The sequence below is a fragment of the Polyangium jinanense genome, assembly GCF_028435265.1.
Lineage (GTDB): Bacteria > Myxococcota_A > Polyangia > Polyangiales > Polyangiaceae > Polyangium > Polyangium jinanense.
In genome coordinates this window covers 563651-586811 of sequence record NZ_JAGTJK010000001.1, presented here as the reverse complement: position 1 = coordinate 586811, position 23161 = coordinate 563651, and the positions used below count along the sequence as shown (strand labels likewise).

The window sequence follows — 23161 nt, the reverse complement described above, 5'->3', positions numbered from 1 at the left end:
CGCCGCGCCGCCCGGCTCGTCTCGCACGAGTCCGCCCAACCTGCGGGAAACGAGCACGCTCGGCTGATCATTTTCCGCAGCTCTTACAAATATTTACCCTTATGCCGTGGGCACCGACACAGGGGTGCCGCCGGATCCGTGGCGTTCGCGGCGGGGCCGCGCTAGACCCGCCGCCTGCCGAGGAAGTGATGCTCGACGACAAACTCCGCGAATGCCTGACCTTCGACGACGTACTTCTGGTCCCGGCCTATAGCGAAGTGCTGCCGAACCAGGTGGACGTGCGGGCGCGCTTCAGCCGCCGCATCCCGCTCAACATCCCGCTCATCAGCGCGGCGATGGACTCGGTGACCGAAGGACGCACCGCCATCGCCATGGCGCGCGCCGGCGGCCTCGGCATCATCCACAAGAACCTCACGGTCGCGCAGCAAGCGCGCGAGGTCGAGCGCGTAAAGCGCGCCGAGAGCGGCATGATCACCGCGCCCGTGACCGTGCGCCCCGACGAGTCGCTGCGCGACGCGCTCGGCGTGATGAACGAGCACGACATCAGCGGCGTGCCCGTCGTCGAAGGCGGCAAGCCCGTCGGCATCCTGACCGCGCGCGACATCCGGTTCGAAAAGAACCTCGATCAACCCGTCAGCGCGCTCATGACCCGCGAGCTCGTGACGGTGCCGCCCGGCGTCTCGAACGACCGCGCGAAGGAGCTGCTCCACGCGCATCGCATCGAAAAGCTGCTCGTCGTGGAGAACGGCAAGCTCATCGGTCTCATCACGATCAAGGATCTCCTGCAGGCCGATCGAAACCCCGACGCGCTGAAGGACGAAGCCGGTCGCCTGCGCGTCGGCGCCGCGCTCGGCCCGGGGCCGGACTCGGACGAACGCGCGGAGGCACTCGCGGCGGCGAACGTCGACGTGCTCGTCGTGGACACGGCGCACGGGCACTCGCGTGGCGTGCTCGAGACCGTGAAGCGCGTGAAGAACCGCTTCCCGCACATCGACGTGGTCGGCGGGAACGTGGCCACGCCCGAGGCGGTCGAGGCGCTCGTCGACGCGGGCGCGGACGCGGTGAAGGTCGGCATCGGGCCAGGCAGCATCTGCACGACGCGTGTCGTCGCGGGCGTGGGCGTCCCGCAGATCACGGCCGTCTCCGACTGCGCGCGCGTGGCCGATCGGCACGGCATCCCGATCATCGCGGACGGCGGCATCAAGTACTCGGGCGACGTGACGAAGGCGCTCGCCGCGGGCGCGTGGAGCGTGATGGTCGGCTCGCTCTTCGCGGGCACGGACGAGGCGCCGGGCGACCTCGTGCTCTACCAGGGCCGCAGCTACAAGGTGTACCGCGGCATGGGCTCGCTCGGCGCGATGCGCAAGGGCTCGAAGGATCGCTACGGGCAGGGCGGCGCGGCCGACGAAAAACTCGTGCCCGAGGGCATCGAGGGCCGCGTGCCGTACCGGGGTTCGCTCGGCTCGATCGTCTACCAGCTCGTCGGCGGTCTGCGCTCGGGCATGGGCTACACGGGCTGCGCGACGGTGGCCGAGCTCCGGCAGAAGGCGCGCTTCGTGCGCATCACGTCGCAAGGGCTCCGCGAGAGCCACGTGCACGACGTGATCATCACGGAAGAAGCGCCGAACTACCGCACGTGACGAGCGCTCGTCGGGGGCAGCGGCTTGTCGCGGCCCTCGGTGAGATCGAAGCGGTAGAGCAGGCCCACGCGGAAGAGGAGCGAGTTCGTCGTGCCTGCGCCGGGCGCGCAGCCCTCGATGACTTCGCTCGAGAGGCGGTAGGCGTCGAACGATCCTTCGCCGGTGAACGAGACGGTTTTCCCGATCGGCACCTCGACGCCCGCGCCGACGCGCATGCCGAGGTTCAGGCTGTCCCGCGCGGAGCAGGAGAACGGCTGTCCGCCGCGCAGCCCTCCATCGACGAGGACGACGCCATCGGCGTGCGCGCTTTGCCACACGGCGCCGAGACCTGCGCCGAAGAACGGCACGACGGGTTCGAGTCCGGAGAGGCGTACGCGGAGCGAGGCCCACACGGTGTCGGTCGAGCGAGCGATGTGAACGGCGCCGAAGGGGACGACACCGCTCTCCTCGCGGCCGAGGCCCACGTGCTCGTACGTGAGCCCGATCCAGATGGGGTGCAGGAGGTAGGCGAGTCCGAAGCCGAACATGCCCCCGCCGCGCTGCGCGACCGGGAAGAGGGGCGCGTCGCCGAGGCGAACGGCGCCGCCGACCGAGGCCGAGAGGTCGACCCCGGTCTGTCGGGGCTTCTTCGGCTGGGCCGGCGGGGCGGCCTGGGCACGCGCCTGCTCGGCACCGAGGAGGGACACGAGGAGCGCGGCTGCGCCAAACGCACGGGCCTTCTGGGCCTTCAGGGAGAGCGGGAACATGCCCCGAGGCTTACGCTGGACATTTCTTCGTTGGCAAGGACGGACGATGCTTGACCAGCCGGCCGCCTTTTGCCATCTTCGCCCGCGGAGAGGTGACCGAGAGGCCGAAGGTGCCTGATTCGAAATCAGGTGTACCCTCACGGGTACCGCGGGTTCGAATCCCGCTCTCTCCGCACAGACCAGCGTAAACGTGACGCGCGCCGATGGCCCCAAGCTGCCGGCGCGTTGTTACGAGTGCGCAGCGGGGTGGCGAGAAACGCCGCGAGCACCCCGGAGCTAGGGAGGACGAACCGAGGAATCCTGCGCGGATTTCGAGGAAGTCCGACCGACGATCCGGGGTGCGCAGCAAGTTTCTCGCCGCACCGCTTGGAGAGGTGACCGAGTGGTCGAAGGTGCACGACTGGAAATCGTGTGTACGGCAACGTACCGCGGGTTCGAATCCCGCCCTCTCCGCCCAACATGAGGGGCTCCGGTCGGCCCGAAATCTTCCGATTTCGGGCCTTCCTCTGCCGCCCATACCCCCCGCGTTCGTCTCCCTTGCCGAAGGGGCGTCCCTGCAAGGACGGGAAAGGGTCTGCCACCAGGCAGACCCTTTCTTGCTTTGTGCCTCAACCGTTGGACGTCAAAACGATTTCAGGTTCGACACGATCCGCTTCGAGATGACCACGCGCTGGATGTTCCCGGTGCCCTCGAAGATGTCGTAGACCTTGATGTCGCGGAACCACTTCTCGAGCAGCGCGTGCTCGCTCTGTAGCGTCCCGTGCGCGCCGCAGATCTCGATCGCGTCGATGCACGCGAGCGTCGCCGCCTGCCCCGCCGCGGCCTTCGACATGCTCGCTTCCTTCGCGTTCGGGATGTTCATGTCCGCGAGGTACGTCGCGCGATGCACGAGCAGCCGCGCCGCCTCGAGCCGCCGGCCGATCTTCGCGAGCTTCTCCGCGATCGCCGCGTACCGCGGGATCGGCCGCGTGAGCACGTAGTTCTGCTTCACGAAGTCGCGTGCGTACTCGTACGCCGCGCGCCCGATGCCCACGGCCATGGCCGCCACGAGCGGCCGCGTGTTGTCGAAGGTCTTCATCGCCGTCATGAAGCCCTCCTTCGTCCGATACGCCTCCTCGCCGCCGAGCAGGTTCTCCTCCGGCACACGACAGTCCTCGAGCACGAGCTCCGCCGTCTCGTTCGCGCGAAGCCCCATCTTGTCCTCGATCTTGCCGACCTCGAACCCGGGCGTCCCCTTCTCCACCACGAACGCGCGATGCCCCGCGCGCCCGAGCGATGGATCCACGGTCGCGAAGATGACGGTCCACACCGCGCGACCGCCGTTCGTGATGTAGCACTTGCGCCCGTTCAGCACCCAGTGCGCGCCGTCCTTGCGACAGCTCGTGCGGATGCCGGCGACGTCGCTGCCCGCGCCCGGCTCCGTCAGACCGTACGCGCCCCACTTGAGCGGGCCCGTGTCCATGTCGCGGAACATCCCGAGGAAACGCTTCTTCTGCTCCGGCGTCCCCGTCGCGCGCACCGGCGGCGCGCCGAGCCCCGGACCCGGCATGCTGAGCGGGATCGCCGCGTCCGCCCACGCGAGCTCCTCGGCCGCGATCACCGCCGTGCGGTTCGACTCGGAGGGCTTGCTCGGATCACGCTCCTTGCGCGGCGTGCCCTCGTGGAACTCCGCGATGTCGTCCGAGCGAACGCCCCTCGACATCATCATGAAGTTGCGCAGGAACGACTCCGGCACCTCCTTGTTGCGATCCATGTCGAGGCTCATCGGCCGGATCACATGACGTCCGAGCGAGTGGAGCGCCTCTTTCAGCTCCTGTTGCTTCTTGCTCAAAGCAAATTCGATCATCGTCGGCTCCTCGTTCGGTCCGTCAGGTGAAGATCGCCTGCGTGTCGGGGGTGGGCAGCACGAGCGCGGGGTCGAGCTTCTGCCCGAGCTCGATCGCGCTCGCGAGCTGATCAAGATGCTCGGCCGTCGGCGCGGCGAGCATGAGCTGCTTCGCGTCGCGCATCAGCTTCTCGGCCACGAGGTCGCGGATGAAGCCCGAGCCGCCGAAGAGCTGCACGCAGTCGTCCGCCGTGCGCATCGTCGCCTCGAACGCATGCGCCGCCGCGCGCGCCGACGCGAGCAGCGCCTCCCGCTCGGGCAGACCCGCGTCCCACGCCGCCGCCGCCTTCCACACGAGCCAGCGCGACGTCTCCACGTCCATCGCCCGATCCGCGAGCGTGAACGCGACGGCCTGGAAGTGGCCGATGGGCTTGCCGAACGCGACGCGCGTGTCGCAGTGCTCGCGCGCGAGCTCGAACGCGAAGCGCGAAAGCCCCACCGCCCGCGCCGCCACGACGAGCGCGTGCTTCACGAAGAAGCGCAGCGCTGACCGGGTAAAACCCTCCTCGCTGCCATCGCCGTGCAGACGATCCGCCTCGCGCACGACCGCGCCTTCCAGCACGAGCTCGCCGAAGCTCGCCGCGTCGAGCCCGAGCGTCTTGTGCCGCTCCCCCGCGCGGAGCCCCGGGTTGTCACGCCGCACCACGAACGCGCCGATCCCGCCCCACCCGCGGTCCGGCTCCACCTGCGCGAACACGACGAACCGATCGGCGAGCGCCGCGTTCCCCACGAACGCCTTTTTCCCCGTGATCCGGTACCCCTCGTCGATCCGCTCGGCCTTCGTCACGAACCCTCCGTGCGTGCGACACGGCGCGGGCTCGCTCCACGCGACCGCGCCGAACCGGTCCCAGCCGCCCTCGTCTGCGAAGCCGGAGAGCAGCTCCGCCGCGCGCTCCGGCCCGCCGAGCTCGAGCACCGCGCGCCCGAACGCGCCGGGCCCTGCGAGGCCGAACGCTGCGGCTGCGTCGGCCGCGCCGAGCTCCTCCTCGATCAGCACGGAGGTCACGAGCCCTTGGCCCTGCCCTCCGGCGGCTTCGGGCGCCGTGACGAGCCCGAGGCCCATCTCGTGCGCCGTTCGTCGGATATCCTCGGGCACGCCGCGCGCGTGCTCCAGCTCGCGTGTCCGGGGCAGAAGCGTGGCTTTCGCGAATTCCGCCACGGCATCTTGCATGAGCCGCTGGTCTTCGGTGGGTTCGAAGGCAATCATGGGTCCGAGCAAGGTCGGCCAAGGGTGACCCTGCCGTCAACGCGGCGGGTTTTACGCACTTTTCGGTGGGGTAGACGGGGGGTCGACGGGTGGATCACGAACGATCCGATGCGGTTTTGCCCTCGTCGATCCTTGACAGACCGCCACCCCGCCTGTAGAAGTTGCGCCCCTTTCAGCTAGCCGGTGTCCCTCGGAGTCCGAGCGATGAATCCAGTCCCCAAGTCGTACAGCGCCAAGCCTGCAGAGGCGCACGCAGATCGTAAGTGGTGGGTGATCGATGCGGAGGGCAAGCCCCTCGGCCGCCTCGCCTCGCAAGTCGCGACCATCCTGCGCGGCAAGAACAAGCCCACGTTCACGCCCCACGTCGACACGGGGGATTTCGTGATCATCGTGAACGCCCAGAAGGTGGTGCTCACGGGACGCAAGCTGGAGCAGAAGCAGTACGTCCGGCACAGCGGTGAGCCGGGAGGCTTCCGGACCGAGGCGTACGGTCATCTGCTCGAGCGCAAGCCTGAGCTGCCGATCGTGAAGGCGGTCAAGGGCATGCTCCCGAAGAACATCCTCGGTCGCGAGCTCATCACGAAGCTCAAGGTGTACGCCGGACCGGATCATCCCCATGCGGCGCAGAAGCCGCAGCCCCTTGCGTGAACTGAGGCCGATCCATGCCCGAGAACAATCGCATCTACGCTACCGGTAAGCGCAAGACGGCCGTCGCGCGCGTGTGGATCTCGCCGGGCTCCGGCAAGATCTCGGTGAATGCTCGCGGCGCGAACGACTACTTCGTGCGCGAGACCAACCAGATGATCATGCGCCAGTCGCTCGAGCTCCTCGAGCTCGTCGACCAGTACGACGTGCAGGCCACGGTGTCCGGCGGCGGACACAGCGCCCAGGCCGAGGCGATGCGCCACGGCATCGCGCGCGCCCTCTGCCTCGCCGATCCGGAGCGCCGCGCCTCGCTGAAGCGCGCCGGCTTCCTGACGCGCGACGCGCGCAAGAAGGAGCGCAAGAAGTACGGTCAGCCGGGCGCCCGCAAGCGCTTCCAGTACTCGAAGCGCTGATCGCTCTTCGCTCGGTCCCCAGAACCCCCTCTCCTCAAGGACAGGGGGTTTTGGTGTTTTGTCCGTAGGGATTCGGACGGGACGAGCTCAGTCCTTCTTCGACACGAGGTCGGCGCGCTGCGCGTAGAGCCAGGCCCGCGCGCTCGCCTCGTCTCCGAAGAACCGTACGTTCGCATCGCTGTGCGTGAGCAGGCGCACCGCGCGCATGGTCAGGTCCACGAGCATCTGCGTGTATCGGTTCCCGCCCGCGACCGCGATCACGCGGTTCCTCGTACCGACCCCGGGCTCGGTGCTTGCCCGGCGCGCGTCCATGGTCGAGCTGAGCATGCGCGAGATGTCGACCAGCGCGAGCAGGTGCGTCTTGCCCACGCTCCACTCGGCCTCCGCGCGGCGCAGCGCCCGGAGATGGGGCCCGTCGACGCCCCCACCGAGGCGGTAGATCACGAGGTCGGGCTCCTCCACCTCGAGCACGCTCTCACCCGCTCGCGCGATCTGCACGGACCTCGAGAACTCGTTGCTGCTCAAATCATCTCCGGCGCGCTCAATGCGCCTCGGACTCCTCTCCCGGATCGTCCGGGGGCGCCTCGGGCGCAGGGCCTGCCGGGGGCTTCTTCCCCGGGCCCGCGATCGGCGTCGCCGACGACGGCCCCATGGGCAGGCCGTTCAAGAGCGGCGCGGGGATCGGAATCCCGCCGCCTTCATCATCATCGTCACCCGTCTCCTCGACGAAACCCGGCGGCGTGGCTGCGGCCGGCTCACCCGCCGGCTGCGAAGGCGGCGCGCCTGGCGCGGCAGGTGCGGCGGCGCTCCCCGCGGGCGAAGGCGGCGCGCCCGGCGCGGCGGCCGAGGGCGCGGGCTTCTCGGGCGGCGGCTCGGGCAACGGGATCGCGTCGAGGCGTCGATCGAGCTCCGCCTTCACCTCCAGGAACGCGGCGCGATCGCCCGGCGGCAGCACGCGCTCGCCGTCCATCTGCAGCGTCAAGGCGTCGAAGAACTTGCCGTCCTTCTTCGCGCTGAAGTGCAGATGCGGGCCCGTCGATCGGCCCGTCGATCCGACATAGCCCACGAGCTGGTGCACGCCGATCTTCATCCCGACCTTGATGCCGGCCGCGAAGCGCGAGAGGTGCGCGTAGCCCGTCTGCACACCGTTCGGGTGCATGATCGTCACCAGGTTCCCGCTCGGACCCGCGGGCCCCACCCAGTCGACCGTGCCCTTGTACGCCGAGTACACCGGCGTCCCCGTCGGCGCGCCGAGGTCCGTGCCGTTGTGCGGCATCAGCTTCTTCAGCACGGGATGCATCCGCTTCGGGTTGAAGTGCGACGTCACCGGCGCGCCCGGGACCGGCGAGCGCCAGCCGCCCGAGTACGGCTGTTTGCCGTGATCGTCCCAGTAGCCGCGCGCCTCCTGCCCGTTGAAGAAGTAGATGCGGATCGGCTTCTCCGCGGGATCGGCCGGCCTGTACTCGAGCGCGACGATCTTCTTGTATCGCGCGAACATCCCGAGGGCCGTCTCCTCCACCGCGATCACCCGCACCGTGGAGCCTTCCTCGAAGGCCTCCGACGAGATGCGACCGCCGAGCGCGTCATCGATCGTCGCGATGATCCCGTCTTCCAGGCCGCCGGCCTGATACGACGCGACGAGATCCTTGCTCACGTAGAACGCGCTCACGACCTCGGCCTCGGCGACCTTCATGTCGAGCCGCGTGCCGGCGAGGATGCCGTTCTGATCCTCGCGCGCCTGGTAGACCTCGAGCGACGAGACCTCGTACTCGAAGGCGCGCACGCGCTTCGTCGCGCGATCGAGCGCCACGAAGAACTTGTCCTTGCGGCCGCACTTGTCGAACTTCCGCGTCCCTTCGAAGGCCTTCATGATCCGGTAGGTCTGGGCCTTCGGAACATCCTTCTCCGCGAGCGCTTCCACGAAGCTCTTGCGATCGATCGTCCCCGACACGATCTGCACCGCCGGATCCTTCGCGAGCTCCGACAGCCGCCACGGCCCCGGGACCGGCTCGCGCTTCTTCTTCGTCGGCAGCGCGTTCGGACCGCCTTGCGTGTTCTCCGGCGTCGAGGCCTGGTGCGTGAGCGCGGCGCCCGCGATGAGCGCGCGCTCGTTGCGCGGTGGCACCACCTGGATCAGGAGCGCGATGATCGACGTCACCGTCGCGAGCCCGAAGAGCCCCCCGAAGATCGCCGTCATGCGCGGCGTGAGGTGCACGCCTCCGTGCGCGCGCGGCAGCGGCCTCGCCGACGGGCCTTCGAGCCCCGACGAGGGCGAAGGCCCTGCGCCGCCGCCTGCGAGCCCCGAGAGCGGGCCTCGTGGCGCGGCGGGTGGGCCCTCGGCTTCGCGCCTTCGCAGGGGCACGACGAGGCGCGGACGTTTGGATCTCGAAGCGTCCGCGACGCTCCCACCCGGCTCGGGCGACGGATCGTTCATGTCGTCGAGCTCGGGCGCTTGGGGACCCGCGCGCTCTTCGACGGGGATGATCGGCTCCGGGACGTCCGCCACGGGATGCACGTACCCCGAGCAGACGAAGGCGGCAAGGGCGGCGTGCATGTGCACGTTCGAGCATCCGCCTCGGTCGAAGTACTTGAAAACGTAGGCTTTTTTGCTCTGTCGCATCGCCGAGCCGGTTTGGTCGACGTAGACTTCGGGGCATGGATGAGCGCCTCAAGGACCTGCTCCGCGTCGCGCGAGAGCACTACCAACGACGGGATTACGACCGCGCCGAGCCCGCCCTGAGAGAAGCGCTCGCGCTCCATGGCGAGCTCGCCGACGTGCACGACATGCTGGGCGTGATCCTCCATGATCGCGGGGATCTCCTGGGCGCCCGGTTCCACTTCGCGAACGCCGCGCGCATCAACCCCGACTACACCGAGGCGCTCATGAACCTCGCGGTCACCCACGCCGACCTCGGCGACTACGAGGCCGCGCGTGAGGTCTACCGGCGCATCCAGTCGGAACACACGGGCACCACCTCCGATCCTTTCGTCCGCGGAAAAATCGCCAACATGCACGCGGACCTGTCGCAGGCCTACCTCGACGCCGGCAGCCCTCGCGACGCCATCGCGGAGCTGCGCCGCGCCGTCGACCTCTGCCCGCGTTTCCCCGATTTGCAGGCTCGCCTCGGCACGCTCTACCGCGACCAGGGCAACCACGCTCTCGCGCGCGAGCACTACACCGCGGCGATCGAGGCGAACCCGCGTTACGCCCCGGCCCACGTCCTCCTCGGCCTCACGATGCTCGCCCTTGGCAGCGCCGATCAGGCCGTCGCGTGCTTCCGCTCGGCGCTCGCGGTCGAGCCGGACAACAAGAGCGCGAAGATGTACCTTCGCCTGGTCGAGGCCCAGCGCAACGCGCGCGCGGCCAAGCAGACCAGCCGCTCCCGCGAGGGTGCCCGAACACCCACTTGACGCTTGGGGGTTCCGCTCGGACAAGCCGAGCTGCACCCCCAAACCCCCACTTGACGCTTGGGGGTTCCGCTCGGACAAGCCGAGCTGCACCCCCAAACCCCCACTTGACGCTTGGGGGTTCCGCTCGGACAAGCCGAGCTGCACCCCCAAACCCCCCACGTAACCGTTGGCAACCTTCTCCTTCTGGCGCGAAGAGCTCCGGCGCGCCTTCCGTGACCTCCAAGGCGAGGACCTCTCTCCCGCGCGGCTCGGCGCCGCCGTCGCCCTTGGCCTGTTCATCGGCTCGCTGCCCGTCTTCGGGTTCCACCTCCTCCTCGTCCTCGTCATCTGCCTGAAGCTCCGCCTGCACGCCGTGCTCGCGTACGCCGCGGCGAACGTCTCGAACCCCTTCTTCGCGCCCTTCCTCATCACCGCCGAGATCCAGGTCGGAGCCCGACTCCGCACCGGCGCTTGGCTCCGCCTCGATCACCCGATCGAGGCTGGCTACCGCGCCCTCGCCGACTTCGCCGCCTACATGCTCGTCGGCGCCCCGCTCGTCGGACTCGCCCTCGCCGCCGCCGGCTTCGTCCTCACCATCGCGTTCGTCCTCGCCAAACGCGCCATCCGCCCCGCCTCCGGCGCGCTCCCGCCCTACCGTCTCCCGGAGAACGCGCCTCCGTGGATCGTCGCCGCCGAACGCGTCGCCTCGCGCTTCGCCTCGCCGGAGAGCCCTTCCGCCGCTGACAAAAGCCTCTTCCACTACGTCCGCATCAAGCTCTCGCTCGATCCCGTCGCGCGCCTCATCGCCGACATCGAGGGCACGCGTGACGGCGCGCTCGGCGACGTGCTCGACATCGGCACCGGCCGCGGCCAGCTCCCGATCCTCCTCCTCGAGCTCGGCCGCGCCTCGCGCGCGCATGGCCTCGACTGGGACGAGGCCAAGATCGAAGCCGCGCGTCGCGCCGCCGCCACGCGCCCCGAGGGCAGTGTGCCCGCCGCCGCCACGTTCGCCCGCGAAGACGCGCGCCGCTTCGAGGCCACGCCGGCCGACACCGTCCTGCTCATCGACCTCCTCCACTACTTCACGATCGAAGAGCAGGACGCGATCCTCGGCTGCGCCGCCGACCACGTAAAACCCGGCGGCCGCTTGCTCGTACGCGAGGCCGACACCGAGCGAGGCTTCCGCAGCTTCGCCACCTTGCTCGAAGAAAAAATCTTCACGGCCGTACGATTCAACCGCGGCGAGCGTGTTCGTTTCCGGCCTGCGCAGAGCATCGCTGCGCTCCTCGAAGCGCGCGGCTTCCACTGCGAAATCCTGCCGGCGTGGGGCTCCACGCCCTTCTCCAACGTCCTCATCGTCGCGCGACGACCCGCGCTGGAGAATGCCCCCGCAGCGTGATCTCCCAGCAAGCGGCGATACGCCTATGCCCCGCACGTTCGTCCGGGTGTGATACCGTCCCGCGCGATGTTCTCTCGCCGCGCGTTCCGGCTCCTATCGCCGCTGCTCCTGGCCCTGCCCGCCTGCGCCTCCTCCTCGACCTCCGCGCCTCCGAGCTCGCCTGCGCAGGCCGAGGCGCCACCGCCCGACGTCCCCTTCCCCTGGGAGGCGCGCCCTTCCACGGCCGCGGGCATCGAAACGCCCGCCGCGGCGTCGCCGCCGGTCCTCATCCGCAATGCGACGCTCTGGCTCGCCACGGGCAAGACGATCCCGCGCGGCAGCATTCTCCTGCAGGGCGGCAAGATCGCCCAGGTCGCCGAGGGCGACATCACGCCGCCCGAAGGCGCGCGGGTCATCGACGCGGCCGGTAAATTCGTCACACCGGGCATCATCGACACGCACTCGCACATTGGCGTGTATCCGATGCCGGGCACGGTCGCGCACCTCGACGGCAACGAGGCGAGCTCGCCCGTCACGCCCGACGTGCAGACCGTCGACGGCTTCTGGCCTCAGGATCCGGCCATCGAGCGGGCCGTCGCGGGCGGCGTCACCACGCTCCAGATCCTCCCTGGCTCGGCGAACCTCATTGGCGGCCGCGCTGTCACCTTGAAGCTTCGCCCCGCCCTCTCGCCGCGGCAAATGCATTTTCCCGGCGCGCCGGACGGCCTCAAAATGGCCTGCGGCGAGAACCCCAAGCGCACCTACGGCAATGGCCGCCACGCGGCGCCCGGCACGCGCATGGGCAACCTCGCCATGCAACGCAAGGCCTTCCTCGACGCGAAAAAACACGAGGACGACTGGCAACGTTACCGCACCACCGAGGCGAACCGCATCCGCGAGGACCAGAAGAAACGCAGTGCCTACGAGGCCGAGGTCGAGTCCCGCAAGAAGCAGCAAGCGCAATGCCAGGACGACCCGTACTTCTCGTCCTGCGCCGAATGGCAAAAAGGCTGGGACAAACCTCTCGATCCCCCGAAGCCGAGCGACCCCGGCGCCGCGCCCCCGCGTGACCCGGCCAAGGAGACGCTCATCGGCGCCATGCGCGGCAGCGTCCTCGTCCACATCCATTGTTATCGCGCGGACGACATGCTCGCCATGCTCGCGCTCGCCGACGAGGTCGGCTTCCAGGTGCGGAGCTTCCACCACGCGCTCGAGGCGTACAAGATCCGCGACGTCCTCGCGAAAAAGAACGTCTCCATCTCCACCTGGGCCGATTGGTGGGGCTTCAAGATGGAGGCGTACGACGGCATCCCCGAGAACATCGCGCTCCTGCAGGAATCGGGGGCCCTCCCGATCGTGCACACCGACTCGTCCGAGGGCGTCCAGCGCATGAACCAGGAGGCGAGCAAGGCGCTCGCCAGCGGCCGGCGCGCCGGAATGCCACTCACGGACGAGGAGGCCATTCGCTGGCTCACGTACAACCCCGCCTGGGCCCTCGGCATCGAAAAACGCGTCGGCACGCTCGAAGTCGGCAAGGACGCGGACGTCGTGCTCTGGGACCGCCACCCCTTCTCGGTGTATGCCTCGGCCGAGGAGGTCTGGATCGACGGCGCCACCGTGCATCAAAAAGACAAAAAACGCCCACCCTGGAGCGATTTCGAACTCGGCCAGGACACCGGCCGCCCCACGACCCTTCTGCCCGGAGGTGCGCCGTGACAAACCCCCGAAAGACGTTTGTCTGGTCCCTGTTCGTCCTGACCACCGTTCTCGCGGCGACGGAGGCCTTCGCGCAACCTCGTCCCGCGCAGGCTCCGGCGCCCGCGACCGCGAAAGCCGCCGAGCCTGCCGCCGCCGCGCCGATCGCGATCGTCGGCGGACGCGTCCACACTGGCACGGGTGAGGTCCTCGAAGACGCCACAATCCTCGTGGAAAAAGGCCTCGTCCAGAAAATCGGAAAAGGCCTCGCCGTCCCGCCTGGCGTCATCACGATCGGCGCCAAGGGCGCCATCGTCACGCCCGGCTTCGTCGACGCGTTCACGTCCATTGGCCTCGTCGAAGTCTCGCTCGAAGACTCGACGCACGACGACGATCGCGGCGGCAAAGACCCCATTCGCGCGGCCTTCCGCGCCGCCGACGGCTACAACCCCGCCTCCACCGTCGTCGGCATCACGCGCGCCGAGGGCGTCACCTCCGTGGCCGTCGTCCCTCTCGGCGGGCGTTTTTCCGGACAATCTGCCTGGGCCGACCTCGACGGCGACACCCGCGAATCGGCCCTGGCCCAAGGCCCGCTCGCGCTCCACGTCCACCTCGACGGGAGCAGCCTCGACGGCGACCGCGGCGGCCCTGCGGCGGCCTTGCTCCTCGCGCGCGAGGTCTTCGACGACGCCCGTACGTTCCAGAAAAACCGCGCCGCGTGGGAGCGCAATCAAAGCCGCCCCTTCGCGGCGAGCCGCCTCGACCTCGAAGCCGTCGGTAACGCACTCGCCGGCCGCGTCCCGGTCGTCTTCCACGTCGATCGCGCCTCCGACATCCTCGCCGCCGTCGCGCTCGCCAAGGAGTTCGGCCTCCGCCCCGTCATCGCGGGCGGCGCCGAGGCCTGGAAAATCGCGCCTCGCCTCGCCGAATCGAAAATCCCGGTGATCGTCAATCCCCTCGAACCTGGCCCCACGAGCTTCCACACCCTCGGCACGCGTGACGACAACGCCGCGCTTCTCCACGCGGCTGGCGTCCCCGTCGTCCTCACCACGGCCGACACGCACAATGCGCGCAAGCTCCGCCAGATCGCTGGCAATGCCGTCCGCGCGGGATTGCCGCACGCGGCGGCCATTGCCGCGATTACCCGCGCTCCGGCCGAGGCGCTCGGGCTCGGCGCGAAATACGGCACGCTCGCGCCTGGCAAGGTCGCGAACCTCGTCGTCTGGTCGGGGGATCCCCTCGAAATCGCCTCGCGCCCGCTCGCGGTCGTCATTCGTGGCAAGAAGGTCGACCTCGCGAACCGCCAATCTGCTCTTTTCACACGTTACCGAAAACTCCCCATCGCCCGGTGAACGCGCCCGCGCCGCCTCGGTTTCGCGTCCGCCTCTTCCTCGAACGCCTCGCCGTCGGCCACTTCTTCGGCTACCCCCTCGCCTTCGTCTGGGCCATCGCCTCGATGCCGCTCACGATCCACCTGCATTTCGAGCGCCTCTCCGCGATCGAACACGACACCGAGGCGATGGGCCAGCTCGTCGTCCGCCTCGTCGCCTGGCCTGCGGGCGTCGTGTTCGTCCTCTCGCACCTCTTCGCGATCGCGTGGGGGCTCGCGCAGGAGAAGAAACGCGGGCAATGGGTCTTCTTCGGCGGATTCGGCGTGATCCTCGGGACGGGCGTCCTCTTCGGCGCGGGGAGCTGGCTCTGGCTCTACCTGCGCTGATGGATCCGTTTGTCGCTATCGAATCTCGATGTACCGGAGATCCACGCTCTCCTGCGGACCGTCGTTGTCCCCGAGCAACCACACGGTCGAATCCTTCCCCACGGGCTCGACCGGACCGAGCTTCGATACCGTCGCGTCCCCCTTCGTCGCGCCCTTGATCGAAATGAGCCGCCGGTTCGGCAGGTATTGCACCCGCACCTCGAGCTCCTGATCTCGCGCCCAATCGAGCCCCTCGATTCGCAGGCTGTCCGGCGAGCCCACCTTGAGCAGCGCCAGCGTGCCTCCCGCCTTCATCCGGAAAAACGTGCTGTCGTCCTCCAGCGCGACGATGTCGTGATCGACGACCTGCTCGTTCTGCGCGAAATGCGGCGCATACCGGATCGTCACGTCGAAATACCCCGACGGGGCCAGCGTCTCCATGTCGACGTTCAAGAGATCCGCCTCGCGGAGCACCGGCGCCCCGGTTGTCGGAATGAAACTCGAAGGATACGTCCCCACCTCCACCTGCGCCCCGTACACGTGCACCGACGTTTGCAGCGTGATGGCTGGCGCTGCCCCGATTGCCTCCGTCGTCAATCGAAGGAGGGGCATCTCCTCGGATGTCCTCACCTCGTACCGCTTCCAGGCGGTATCGCCCACCGTCACGAAAGCATTGCCATACGCCAAATACGCAAACGTCCCCTCTCCCTGCGCGCCCACGACCCACGCCGACGCGATCGTTCCATCCACCCCGATCCAGGGAGATGATTGCGTTCCCGAGGAGATCAAGGACACGCCATCCATTCCACCCGCGGGATCGGGCGCGTCCGGCACGACCAGCATCGATTCGGCCGGCGTGGTCCAGCCGGCGCCTCCCCACCGACTGCGCGGATTCAAATTCGTCCGCTCCGTCTCCATCGCAAGCCCCCAGCCCGTCCCCACGTTGCGCGGCCGCGGCTCGTTCTTCTGGTATCCGATGCGCAGCGTATTCGGCCCGACCTGCGACGTGCGCGGCGTATCCGACCGATTGAGATACTCGAGCCATTCCGGCATCGTGTAGATCATCTCCGACCCGGGCTCGGTCGCCTCCCATACCAGCGGATCTCGCGGCGGCAGGCTGCCAGGGTCATCGTCGAGCTTGAGCTCGGAAGGGAGCCCGCCCACGATCTGGCAGCCAAAGGAGGACATCCCGACGGCCGCGATCCCCAAAGCTCGTTTTGCCTTCCATGCGCGCATCTTGCTAAGCTCCACGCGCCCGAGGATACACCACCCGGAAGCCCCCATGAAGCGACGCGCCCCCGCTGCCGAGAGAAATCGTGACCCCATCCTGGACATCCTCCGCCGCATCCTGCCAGACGGCGCCTTTACGCTCGAAATCGCGAGCGGCTCCGGGCAGCACACCGCGCACTTCGCGGCCCACCTCCCCGGCGTCACGTTCCAGCCTACAGACCCCGATCTCGACGCGCTCGCCAGCATCGAGGCGTACCGCGCGGAACTCGATCTGCCGAATTTCCTCCGCCCGCTCCAGCTCGACGCCTCCGAGGAGGCCTGGCCCGTCTCCCGCGCCGATGCCGTCGTCTGCATCAACATGATCCACATTGCCCCCTTCCGCGCGTGCGAGGGCCTCTTCCGCGGCGCCGCGCGCATCCTCCCCGCGGGCGGCGTGCTCTTCACCTACGGCCCTTATCGATTCTCGGGCGCGTTCACGGCGCCGAGCAACGAAGCCTTCGACGCCTCGTTACGGGAAAGGGACCCTTCCTGGGGCGTGCGCGACCTCGACGACCTCACGCGCCTCGCGCGACAAACCGGTTTCGTGCACGAGGAGACCGTCCCCATGCCTGCCAACAATCACTCGCTCGTCTTCCGCAAGACGACCTGAGCGATCACTCGCATTTCACAAGCGGCGCGAGCGGCGCGAACTCCCACTCGGTCAGATTCATCCCGTCGTACGTCTCGAGCTCCGACGAGAGGATCTGCGTAATGTCGGTCCACGTCTGCCCGAATTTGTTCGTCGTCGTGCCGCCCGTCTCGGCCACACAAGCGAACTTCGCGGCCCCGCAAATATCGAGCGCCTCGCAGCCCGGCATCGCGGGCCCGAGCGCCGCGAGCACCGCGTCGCCATAAAGCGGCACGCCATTCACCACCACGAGCGAAACATCCTTCGGCCGCGCCGCGAGCACCGTATGGAAAGGCACGCTCGCGTCCCCCGCGATCACCGTCACGTCCGCCTTTTTCCCAACCTCGAGCGACCCGAGCACGTCCGAGAGCCCCAGCGCCTTCGCAGCGTTCACCGTCACCATGCGGACCAGCATGGCCGGCGAGATCACGTCCCCGAATGCCTCGTTGTCCACCTTGTTCGCGAAACGCAGCTCGTCGAGCAGGTTCTGGCTCCCCCCGAGCGACCAATCCGGCGCCAGCGCCACATTGATGCCCAGCGACAAGGCCAGCGGCACGTCCGTCGTCTTCGTCAGATCCGACCCGCCGCCATACAAGAACACGTTCGAGCGCGGCGACCACACGAGGCTCATGCCCTTGTCCGCCATCACCACGAACTCGTCCTGCCCGAAGGCCGTCCCGTGGACGATCGTCGTCTCGGCCGCGTACAGGCAGCCGTCCGGGTTCGTCGACGTCCCGAGCGTGGTGAACTCTTTTTTCGCCGTCTCGTCCACGCCCTCGCCGCAATGCACGACGTATGCGTCGGTCTTGTCGACGAGGAAGTTGCTGCAGACCGTATCCCCGCTCGACGGCGGAAACAGCGTCGAGACCTGCACCTTGTCGGCGGGGAAATCGTTCCCTTTCTGATCGATCGTCCGCGCCAGCGACCCATAACACGTCTTGTCGATCGGGTTCGCCGCGCCGGCGATGCTCGTCGTCCCGGCGACGAGGCCCTTCATCTCGCCGTACTTGTTCATCTCGCAGCCGAAGCCCGGATCGAGGTTCGGCGTCCCCTCGCCGTTCAGGTATTGCTTCGCATCGACCATCGCCTGGTAACGCGGCTCGTTCGGCCACTGGTCATGGTTGCCGTACACCTTCGAGGGGCTCCAGTCCGACTCGTCGAAAATATCGAACAGGATATGATTGTGCGTATCGATCATCCCCGGCAGGATGACCCCGTGCGTCTTGACGACCGTCGCGTCCGCGGCGCCCGGCGCGTCCTCGCACGACGGGCCCACGCACGTCAGCGTATCGCTCTCGATGAGCACCTCGCCCGCGAATGCCTTGTCGGGCGTGACCACACACCCGATGAGGCGAAGCTTCCCGGGCATCCCGACGCTGGACACCTCGGGCGGACCCATGTCGGCCACGCAATCGGTGTCGACCGGGGTTGCGTCGGCGCCGCCGCCTCCGCCTGCGCCGCCGGTGCCCCCCGTTCCGCCCGCGCCGCCCATTCCACCGGCGCCGCCCATTCCACCGACGCCGCCCTCGCCCCCGACGCCGCCTGACCCGGCGTCGCCGCCGCTTCCCCCAATGCCCTCGTCGATGTCCACCGGGAGGGGGTTACTCGGCGTGAGCACCCGCTCTTCCGAACAACCCGCGACCGAGACCAACCCAAGAGCCCAAAGAACGAAGGTTCGGGAGGAGGCCACGCGTCGAATGTACAGGTTTTCCTTCCGAACCGCACTCCGTTTTTCGTGACATCTCGATGGCACGCGGCGCGTCAATTCGCGGCGTGCACCACCCCAAGCGGACCCCGGAGCGGGCCTCCATCGAACTGATCGTCGAGAAAAACAGACCCGCCATCCTTTTCCACCACGATGGCGCGGACGCCCTGGTCGGTCGCGACGAGCGCCCTGTCCTCTGCAGTGACCAGGTCGCGCGAGAAAAACGTACCGGCGCGACGAACCTCTCCCCCGAGCGCCACCGTGGTCACGTTGGGCCCCCCGTTTTCCTCCCCCGGCTCCACGACCCACAACGTATTCGTCGACAGCACGAGCGCTGCCCCGGAGAGCACCTCCGCCGCCTCGATCCGCTCGATCCCCGGCCCTACCCCGAGCATCACCGCCGCCGCCGCGCCTGCCGCATCCACCTTTCGCATCGCGACATCGCCCCCGACCACGTCCCAGAGCAGCCCGGATTCGGCCGACAGCGGAACGAATCGCGCCGTCGGCGGCACCAGCGCCGGCGCCCCCAGGTCGAGCCCTGTCGTCACGACCAACCCGTTTGCCGTCATCGTCCCCGACAGCCGCGTCAATCGGTCATCGCTCACACCGTACGAAAGCACCTCGACCCGGTCCCCTTCCCTCCACACCGAAGCGGGCCGCGGCGCGTAGACACCTTTTGCGATCGTACCTTCCTGCAGCACCTTCCACCGCGACCCGTACGTCGCGTGCTCGAACACCCAGAGCCCTTCGTCCGTCGCGAAAAGCGCGGCTCCTCCATCCACCCACGCCGCGTGTTCGCACGGCCCCACCGCGCCCGCGTCGAGCGGACACACGCGGATCTCTCCGCCCGACGCATCCTCATTTTCTTCGAACACCCACAATCGCGTGCCGTCCGGATCCACCGACACGTCGCGCGGCGTCCCTCCGCCCCCTTCGGCCGAACTCGTCACGGCCCCGGTCTTCCCATCGAAGACCACGACCTCCCCGTTCAGGCCAAACCCCACACCATACCACACTTCATCGGCGGAAGAAATCTGTTTCACCTCCAACGGATTCTGCTCCCGGCACGCCGACAACCCAAAAACCCCGAGCATGAGCATCGACCATCGCGTCATGCCCCTTCATCGACGCGAGGTCCTCGGCAGTTGCGCGAAATTTTCTGGGGTCCCTACGGACAGCGAATCCGCGTGGGCAATGGCTCACACCGCGCCACGCCCTTGTGCAACACGCAACAGGACTCGTGCGCCCCGTGGCACGGGCAATCCTTCGGTTTCGTACCGTCGCCGCAGAGCACCCCACGCGTCTTTTCGAACTCGGCCTGCTCGGCCCGCAGAACCGGCAGCTCCTTCGACGAAAGCTGCGCGAGCGCCCGCGCCACCTCGGGTTTTCGTTTCTCCGCCGCGGGCAGCGTCTCGAGCAGCGCGCGCGCCTTGCAAACCGCCGCGCGCCCGTCCATCCGCGTGTCCGCGAGCGCCGCGCTCGCCAATTTCATTCGCTCGCTCGTGGAGAGCTGCGCGGCGTTCGCCGCCTCGATCGCTTCACCGACCGCGCCCGACTCCACGGACGCCGCGGGATGCGCCGGCTCCGCGGACGGGCTCTCCGCGCTGCTCTCGCGCAAGCGATCCTCGATCTCGCGCACGATCCCGTCTTTGTTCTCGGCGACGTGCCCATACGCCACCACGGCCACGACGACCGACGCGAGCGCCACGGCCACGCCCAGGAGCTCCATCTTCGTATACGCGAGCCAACGCAAGCGCCGCGGCGCCCGGCCCTCGCGCGTGCTCCGGGCCACGAGCTCGTCCGCGAACACCGGATGATCGTCGAGCGTGATCCACGCCTCTTGCCCCTCGGGACGCACCCGCGTGGACGAAGGCAAACCGCGCTTGATGGCCCAGAGCACGGCCTCCTCGCTCATCGGGCCGAGCTTCTTGTCGCCGTCCTGGAGCTCCCATCCGGGCATGAGGGTTCAAAGTTATACTACCACGAGTTCAGCGGACGGGGCTCAAAGAACCTGCGCCCCTTCGGATGTCGGGACGAGCGACAATGCGCTGACCGCGTGGGCCCTCGCACCCTCCCGCCCCCCTTCGAGCTGCCGCTCCACGAGCTTCCGATAAAGCCCGCCTTGCTGCATCAGTGTCGCGTGGTCGCCGCTCTGGACGATCTTTCCGTCCTCGATCACGACCACCCGGTTCGCGCCCATCACCGTCGACAATCGGTGCGCGATGATCAGCGTCGTTCGACCCTTCATCAATCGGTCGAGCGCTTCTTTCACGAGGTGCTCGCTCTCCGCGTCGAGCGCGCTCGTCGCCTCGTCGAGCACCAGGATCCGCGGATCCTTCAGCACCGCGCGCGCGATCGCCACCCGCTGCTTCTGCCCGCCCGACAGCCTCACGCCTCGCTCGCCCACGAGCGTCGCATACCCCTCCGGGAACTTCGACACGAACTCGTGCGCGTTCGCTGCCCGCGCCGCCGCCTCCACCTCGGCCTCCGTCGCGGTTGTCCGGCCATACCGCATGTTGTCCGCCACGCTGCACGAAAATAGCATCGGCTCCTGCGACACCACCCCCACGTTGCGCCGCAACCATTCCGGCGACAGCCCCCGCAGATCCTTTCCGTCGAGCGTGATGCGCCCCTCGGTCGGATCGTACAGACGCAAGAGCAGCGCCGCGATCGTCGATTTCCCTGATCCCGACGGGCCCACGAGCGCCACCACCTCGCCCGGTGCGATCGCGAGATCGAGGTCCCGGAGCACCGGCACGTCATTTCGCGAGGGATACGCGAAGCTCACGCGCGAAAGCTCGATCCGACCTTCCACCGACCCGGGCCGCGCGCCCTCCGCGAGCGGGATCGTCGGCGGACGATCGATCAATTCGAACACCCGCTCGGCCGCGCCCGACGCGCGCATCAGATCCGCCCAGAGCTCGCTCATCCCGCCGAGCGAAAACGCCACCATGAGCGTGTACATCAAGAACGACGTCAATCCGCCCGGCGTCATCGCGCCCTGCGACACGAGCCGGCCGCCATACCAGAGCACCAGCGCGAGCGCCGCAAACGCCGCGAACGACGAGACGCTCATGAACACGGCGTTCGTCACGATGCGCCGCCATACCACGGCGAATGCGTCCCATACCGCCTTCGTGTATCGCCCCGCCTCCGTCTTCTCCGCGGCGAACGCCCGTACCGTCCGGATGCCCGCGATCGTCTCCTCGGCGACCTCGTTCGCCCGGGCGAGCGCGTCCTGCGCCTCGCGCGACAGCTTGCGCACGCGGCGCCCATACGCCACGGCGCCGAGCGCCACCGGCGGTACCACCCCGAGCATCACCGCCGTGAGAATGGGTGACGTGTAGACGAGGAACCCGACGCCGCCGAGCACCTGCGCTGCGAAACGCAGCCCCATCGAGATGTTCACGCTCACCGCGTTTTGCACGAGCGTCGTATCCGCCGCGAGCCGGCTCGTCAGCTCGCCTGTCTTCCGCTCGTCGAAGAACGCGATCTCCTGCGCGAGCAACTGCTCGAAAAGATCCCGCCTGAGCCGCGTCACGACGCGCTCGCCTGCGCTCGTGAAGTACACGAAACGCAGTGCCGTCGAGGCCGCCTGCACGGCCGCCAGCACGATGAGCGCGACCGCCGCCCGGTCGATCGTCCAGAACCCGTCCGCCTTGCTCACGGCACGATCCAGGATCACCCGGAATGCCTGCGGGACGAGCAGCCCCATCAGCGTCCCGATCACCAGAAACACGGTCCCGGCCGCGAGCCGTGCGGTCTCCGGGCGAGCGAGCCCGAACAGGCGGCCGAGGGATGTATTCTTCGGGGGTTTGGGGGCGTCGCTCGGCTCGTCCGAGCGTAGCCCCCGAGCGTCGACCGCAGGTTTGTCCGGATCTCCCATGACCCGGCTTTATGTATCACGGAGAGCGTCCGCGGACGACGCTGCTGGGCTCTACGTCATCCTGCTTTCCTCACGCGCTCGCGCGGCCCGCGCCTCGGTGCGGCCTTCTTCACCGACGGACGCGGGCGCGCCTCCTCGGCTGCGGGCGCTTCTTCTTCTTCCTTCGACGCGGGCGCCTCTGCCGCGGCCGGCGCTTTCTGCTTTCCGGCCAGGCTCTGCTTCAGCGCCTCGAACAGATCGATGATCTGCGCCTGCGGCTCGGCCGGCGGCAGCGAGATCTCCTGCCCCGCCACCTTCTTCTCGATGAGCCCCGTCAGCCGCTCTTGATATTCGTCGTGGTAGTTCTCCGGGTGGAACGCGTCCGTCGACAGCTCGCCGATGAGCCGGTCCGCGAGGTCCTCTTCTTGCGGCCGGAAGTCCACCTTGGCCGGCGGCGCGATCTCCTCGAACGGCCGCACCTCGTCCGCGTAATAGACCTGGTGCATGATGAGCCCGCCCTTGTACGGCCGCAAAAGGACGAGCTGATCCTTGCCGCGCACACCATAACGGCCGACCGCGATCTTCCCCGTTCGCTCCATCGCGTCCGCGAGCAGCTTGTACGCCCGCGCGCCGCCCTTGTCCGGGCCCAGGTAATTCGTCTTGTCGACGTAAAGCAGGTCGACGGTCTCGGCCGGGACGAACTCGACGATGTCGATCCGGTCCGTCCGCTCGGCGCGCACCGCGTCGAGGTCCTGGTCCGTCACCTCGACGTATTGCTCCCGCGCGTACTCGAACCCTCGCATCGTGTCCGATCGCTCGACCACTTCACGGTCGTACGGGCAGAGCAATTGCTGCTTGACGCGGGTCCCGCATTTCTTGTGAAGCATGTGAAAGCCGACGCCGTGGGAAGACGTGGCCGTGTACATCTTGACCGGAATGGAAACCAGGCCAAACGAGATGGTCCCCGTGCCCGTGGATCGCGCAGCCATGCGCATCGAT

20 protein-coding genes and 2 tRNA genes are annotated in these 23161 nt (G+C 68.3%); 11 read left to right on the top strand and 11 right to left on the bottom strand.

Annotation, left to right across the window (positions count from 1 at the left end):
- Positions 1-188: 188 nt before the first annotated feature.
- On the top strand, positions 189-1640 hold the full coding sequence (gene guaB, locus KEG38_RS02445) for an IMP dehydrogenase (RefSeq protein WP_272417333.1): 1452 nt from the start codon (positions 189-191) through the stop codon (positions 1638-1640).
- Here guaB and KEG38_RS02440 read toward each other — a convergent pair.
- Positions 1628-2386: an outer membrane protein gene (locus tag KEG38_RS02440; protein ID WP_272417332.1), complete on the bottom strand. Its 759-nt coding sequence runs from the start codon at positions 2384-2386 to the stop codon at positions 1628-1630. The genes guaB and KEG38_RS02440 overlap by 13 nt on opposite strands.
- Before the next feature lie 86 nt (positions 2387-2472).
- Between KEG38_RS02440 and KEG38_RS02435 the strand changes: the two genes are divergently transcribed.
- Both KEG38_RS02435 and KEG38_RS02430 read left to right on the top strand, forming a co-directional pair.
- Positions 2473-2559: transfer RNA gene (locus KEG38_RS02435), tRNA-Ser, on the top strand.
- 195 nt (positions 2560-2754) lie between these two features.
- Positions 2755-2839: transfer RNA gene (locus KEG38_RS02430), tRNA-Ser, on the top strand.
- A gap of 169 nt (positions 2840-3008) precedes the next feature.
- Here the strand turns inward: KEG38_RS02430 and KEG38_RS02425 are convergent.
- Both KEG38_RS02425 and KEG38_RS02420 read right to left on the bottom strand, forming a co-directional pair.
- Positions 3009-4232 (bottom strand): acyl-CoA dehydrogenase family protein, encoded by a 1224-nt coding sequence (locus KEG38_RS02425; protein ID WP_272417331.1) that lies wholly within the window; start codon positions 4230-4232, stop codon positions 3009-3011.
- Positions 4233-4254: 22 nt separating this feature from the next.
- Positions 4255-5478 (bottom strand): acyl-CoA dehydrogenase family protein, encoded by a 1224-nt coding sequence (locus KEG38_RS02420; RefSeq protein WP_272417330.1) that lies wholly within the window; start codon positions 5476-5478, stop codon positions 4255-4257.
- 204 nt (positions 5479-5682) lie between these two features.
- Between KEG38_RS02420 and rplM the strand changes: the two genes are divergently transcribed.
- Positions 5683-6126, top strand: a complete 444-nt coding sequence (rplM, locus tag KEG38_RS02415) for a 50S ribosomal protein L13 (protein WP_272417329.1) — start codon at positions 5683-5685, stop codon at positions 6124-6126.
- Between the two features lie 14 nt (positions 6127-6140).
- Entirely contained in the window at positions 6141-6536 is a 396-nt protein-coding gene (gene rpsI / locus KEG38_RS02410; RefSeq protein WP_136927400.1) for a 30S ribosomal protein S9, read from the top strand.
- An 87-nt stretch (positions 6537-6623) separates the two neighbouring features.
- On the opposite strand, the gene KEG38_RS02405 is transcribed toward rpsI, so the two are convergent.
- Entirely contained in the window at positions 6624-7034 is a 411-nt protein-coding gene (locus KEG38_RS02405; protein ID WP_272417328.1) for a hypothetical protein, read from the bottom strand.
- Positions 7035-7077: 43 nt separating this feature from the next.
- Complete coding sequence (locus KEG38_RS02400) at positions 7078-9156, bottom strand: M23 family metallopeptidase (RefSeq protein ID WP_272417327.1); 2079 nt, start codon at positions 9154-9156, stop codon at positions 7078-7080.
- 35 nt (positions 9157-9191) lie between these two features.
- Between KEG38_RS02400 and KEG38_RS02395 the strand changes: the two genes are divergently transcribed.
- The 5 genes from KEG38_RS02395 to KEG38_RS02375 all read left to right on the top strand — a co-directional run bounded on the left by KEG38_RS02395 (position 9192) and on the right by KEG38_RS02375 (position 14716).
- Entirely contained in the window at positions 9192-9947 is a 756-nt protein-coding gene (locus KEG38_RS02395; RefSeq protein WP_272417326.1) for a tetratricopeptide repeat protein, read from the top strand.
- A gap of 166 nt (positions 9948-10113) precedes the next feature.
- Positions 10114-11325, top strand: coding sequence for a DUF2062 domain-containing protein (locus KEG38_RS02390; protein WP_272417325.1), 1212 nt, complete (start codon positions 10114-10116; stop codon positions 11323-11325).
- 66 nt (positions 11326-11391) lie between these two features.
- Positions 11392-13020 carry an amidohydrolase gene (locus KEG38_RS02385; RefSeq protein WP_272417324.1) on the top strand — a complete coding sequence of 543 codons (1629 nt, stop codon included), beginning with the start codon at positions 11392-11394 and terminating at the stop codon, positions 13018-13020.
- Entirely contained in the window at positions 13017-14351 is a 1335-nt protein-coding gene (locus tag KEG38_RS55390) for an amidohydrolase family protein (RefSeq protein WP_272417323.1), read from the top strand. The genes KEG38_RS02385 and KEG38_RS55390 overlap by 4 nt, the downstream gene beginning before the upstream one ends.
- Positions 14348-14716, top strand: a complete 369-nt coding sequence (locus KEG38_RS02375; RefSeq protein ID WP_272417322.1) for a hypothetical protein — start codon at positions 14348-14350, stop codon at positions 14714-14716. The genes KEG38_RS55390 and KEG38_RS02375 overlap by 4 nt, the downstream gene beginning before the upstream one ends.
- 15 nt (positions 14717-14731) lie before the next feature.
- Here the strand turns inward: KEG38_RS02375 and KEG38_RS02370 are convergent, their stop codons facing one another.
- Positions 14732-15946 (bottom strand): phage head spike fiber domain-containing protein, encoded by a 1215-nt coding sequence (locus tag KEG38_RS02370; protein ID WP_272417321.1) that lies wholly within the window; start codon positions 15944-15946, stop codon positions 14732-14734.
- A 31-nt stretch (positions 15947-15977) separates the two neighbouring features.
- Between KEG38_RS02370 and KEG38_RS02365 the strand changes: the two genes are divergently transcribed.
- Positions 15978-16574: a DUF938 domain-containing protein gene (locus KEG38_RS02365; RefSeq protein WP_272417320.1), complete on the top strand. Its 597-nt coding sequence runs from the start codon at positions 15978-15980 to the stop codon at positions 16572-16574.
- A 4-nt stretch (positions 16575-16578) separates the two neighbouring features.
- Here the strand turns inward: KEG38_RS02365 and KEG38_RS55385 are convergent, their stop codons facing one another.
- The 5 genes from KEG38_RS55385 to ku form a co-directional block, all read right to left on the bottom strand.
- The gene (locus KEG38_RS55385) at positions 16579-18210 is read right to left on the bottom strand and encodes an amidohydrolase family protein (protein WP_272417319.1); all 1632 of its coding nucleotides are present in this window, start codon (positions 18208-18210) and stop codon (positions 16579-16581) included.
- Between the two features lie 143 nt (positions 18211-18353).
- Positions 18354-19340, bottom strand: a complete 987-nt coding sequence (locus KEG38_RS02355) for an NHL repeat-containing protein (protein WP_272417318.1) — start codon at positions 19338-19340, stop codon at positions 18354-18356.
- Positions 19341-19465: 125 nt separating this feature from the next.
- Positions 19466-20257, bottom strand: coding sequence for a hypothetical protein (locus KEG38_RS02350; RefSeq protein WP_272417317.1), 792 nt, complete (start codon positions 20255-20257; stop codon positions 19466-19468).
- A gap of 42 nt (positions 20258-20299) precedes the next feature.
- Entirely contained in the window at positions 20300-22183 is a 1884-nt protein-coding gene (locus KEG38_RS02345) for an ABC transporter ATP-binding protein (protein WP_272417316.1), read from the bottom strand.
- Between the two features lie 56 nt (positions 22184-22239).
- The gene (ku, locus tag KEG38_RS02340; protein ID WP_272417315.1) at positions 22240-23151 is read right to left on the bottom strand and encodes a non-homologous end joining protein Ku; all 912 of its coding nucleotides are present in this window, start codon (positions 23149-23151) and stop codon (positions 22240-22242) included.
- Positions 23152-23161 lie beyond the last annotated feature (10 nt).

Bases quoted from the DNA above. Each gene is read 5' to 3' on its own strand.
- KEG38_RS02420 (WP_272417330.1), bottom strand. From the start codon at position 5,478: ATGATTGCCTTCGAACCCACCGAAGACCAGCGGCTCATGCAAGATGCC.
- KEG38_RS02440 (WP_272417332.1), bottom strand. From the start codon at position 2,386: ATGTTCCCGCTCTCCCTGAAGGCCCAGAAGGCCCGTGCGTTTGGCGCA.
- KEG38_RS02385 (WP_272417324.1), top strand. From the start codon at position 11,392: ATGTTCTCTCGCCGCGCGTTCCGGCTCCTATCGCCGCTGCTCCTGGCC.
- rplM (WP_272417329.1), top strand. From the start codon at position 5,683: ATGAATCCAGTCCCCAAGTCGTACAGCGCCAAGCCTGCAGAGGCGCAC.
- KEG38_RS02400 (WP_272417327.1), bottom strand. From the start codon at position 9,156: ATGCGACAGAGCAAAAAAGCCTACGTTTTCAAGTACTTCGACCGAGGC.
- rpsI (WP_136927400.1), top strand. From the start codon at position 6,141: ATGCCCGAGAACAATCGCATCTACGCTACCGGTAAGCGCAAGACGGCC.
- ku (WP_272417315.1), bottom strand. From the start codon at position 23,151: ATGGCTGCGCGATCCACGGGCACGGGGACCATCTCGTTTGGCCTGGTT.
- KEG38_RS02350 (WP_272417317.1), bottom strand. From the start codon at position 20,257: ATGCCCGGATGGGAGCTCCAGGACGGCGACAAGAAGCTCGGCCCGATG.
- KEG38_RS02425 (WP_272417331.1), bottom strand. From the start codon at position 4,232: ATGATCGAATTTGCTTTGAGCAAGAAGCAACAGGAGCTGAAAGAGGCG.
- KEG38_RS02395 (WP_272417326.1), top strand. From the start codon at position 9,192: ATGGATGAGCGCCTCAAGGACCTGCTCCGCGTCGCGCGAGAGCACTAC.
- KEG38_RS02345 (WP_272417316.1), bottom strand. From the start codon at position 22,183: ATGGGAGATCCGGACAAACCTGCGGTCGACGCTCGGGGGCTACGCTCG.
- guaB (WP_272417333.1), top strand. From the start codon at position 189: ATGCTCGACGACAAACTCCGCGAATGCCTGACCTTCGACGACGTACTT.
- KEG38_RS02365 (WP_272417320.1), top strand. From the start codon at position 15,978: ATGAAGCGACGCGCCCCCGCTGCCGAGAGAAATCGTGACCCCATCCTG.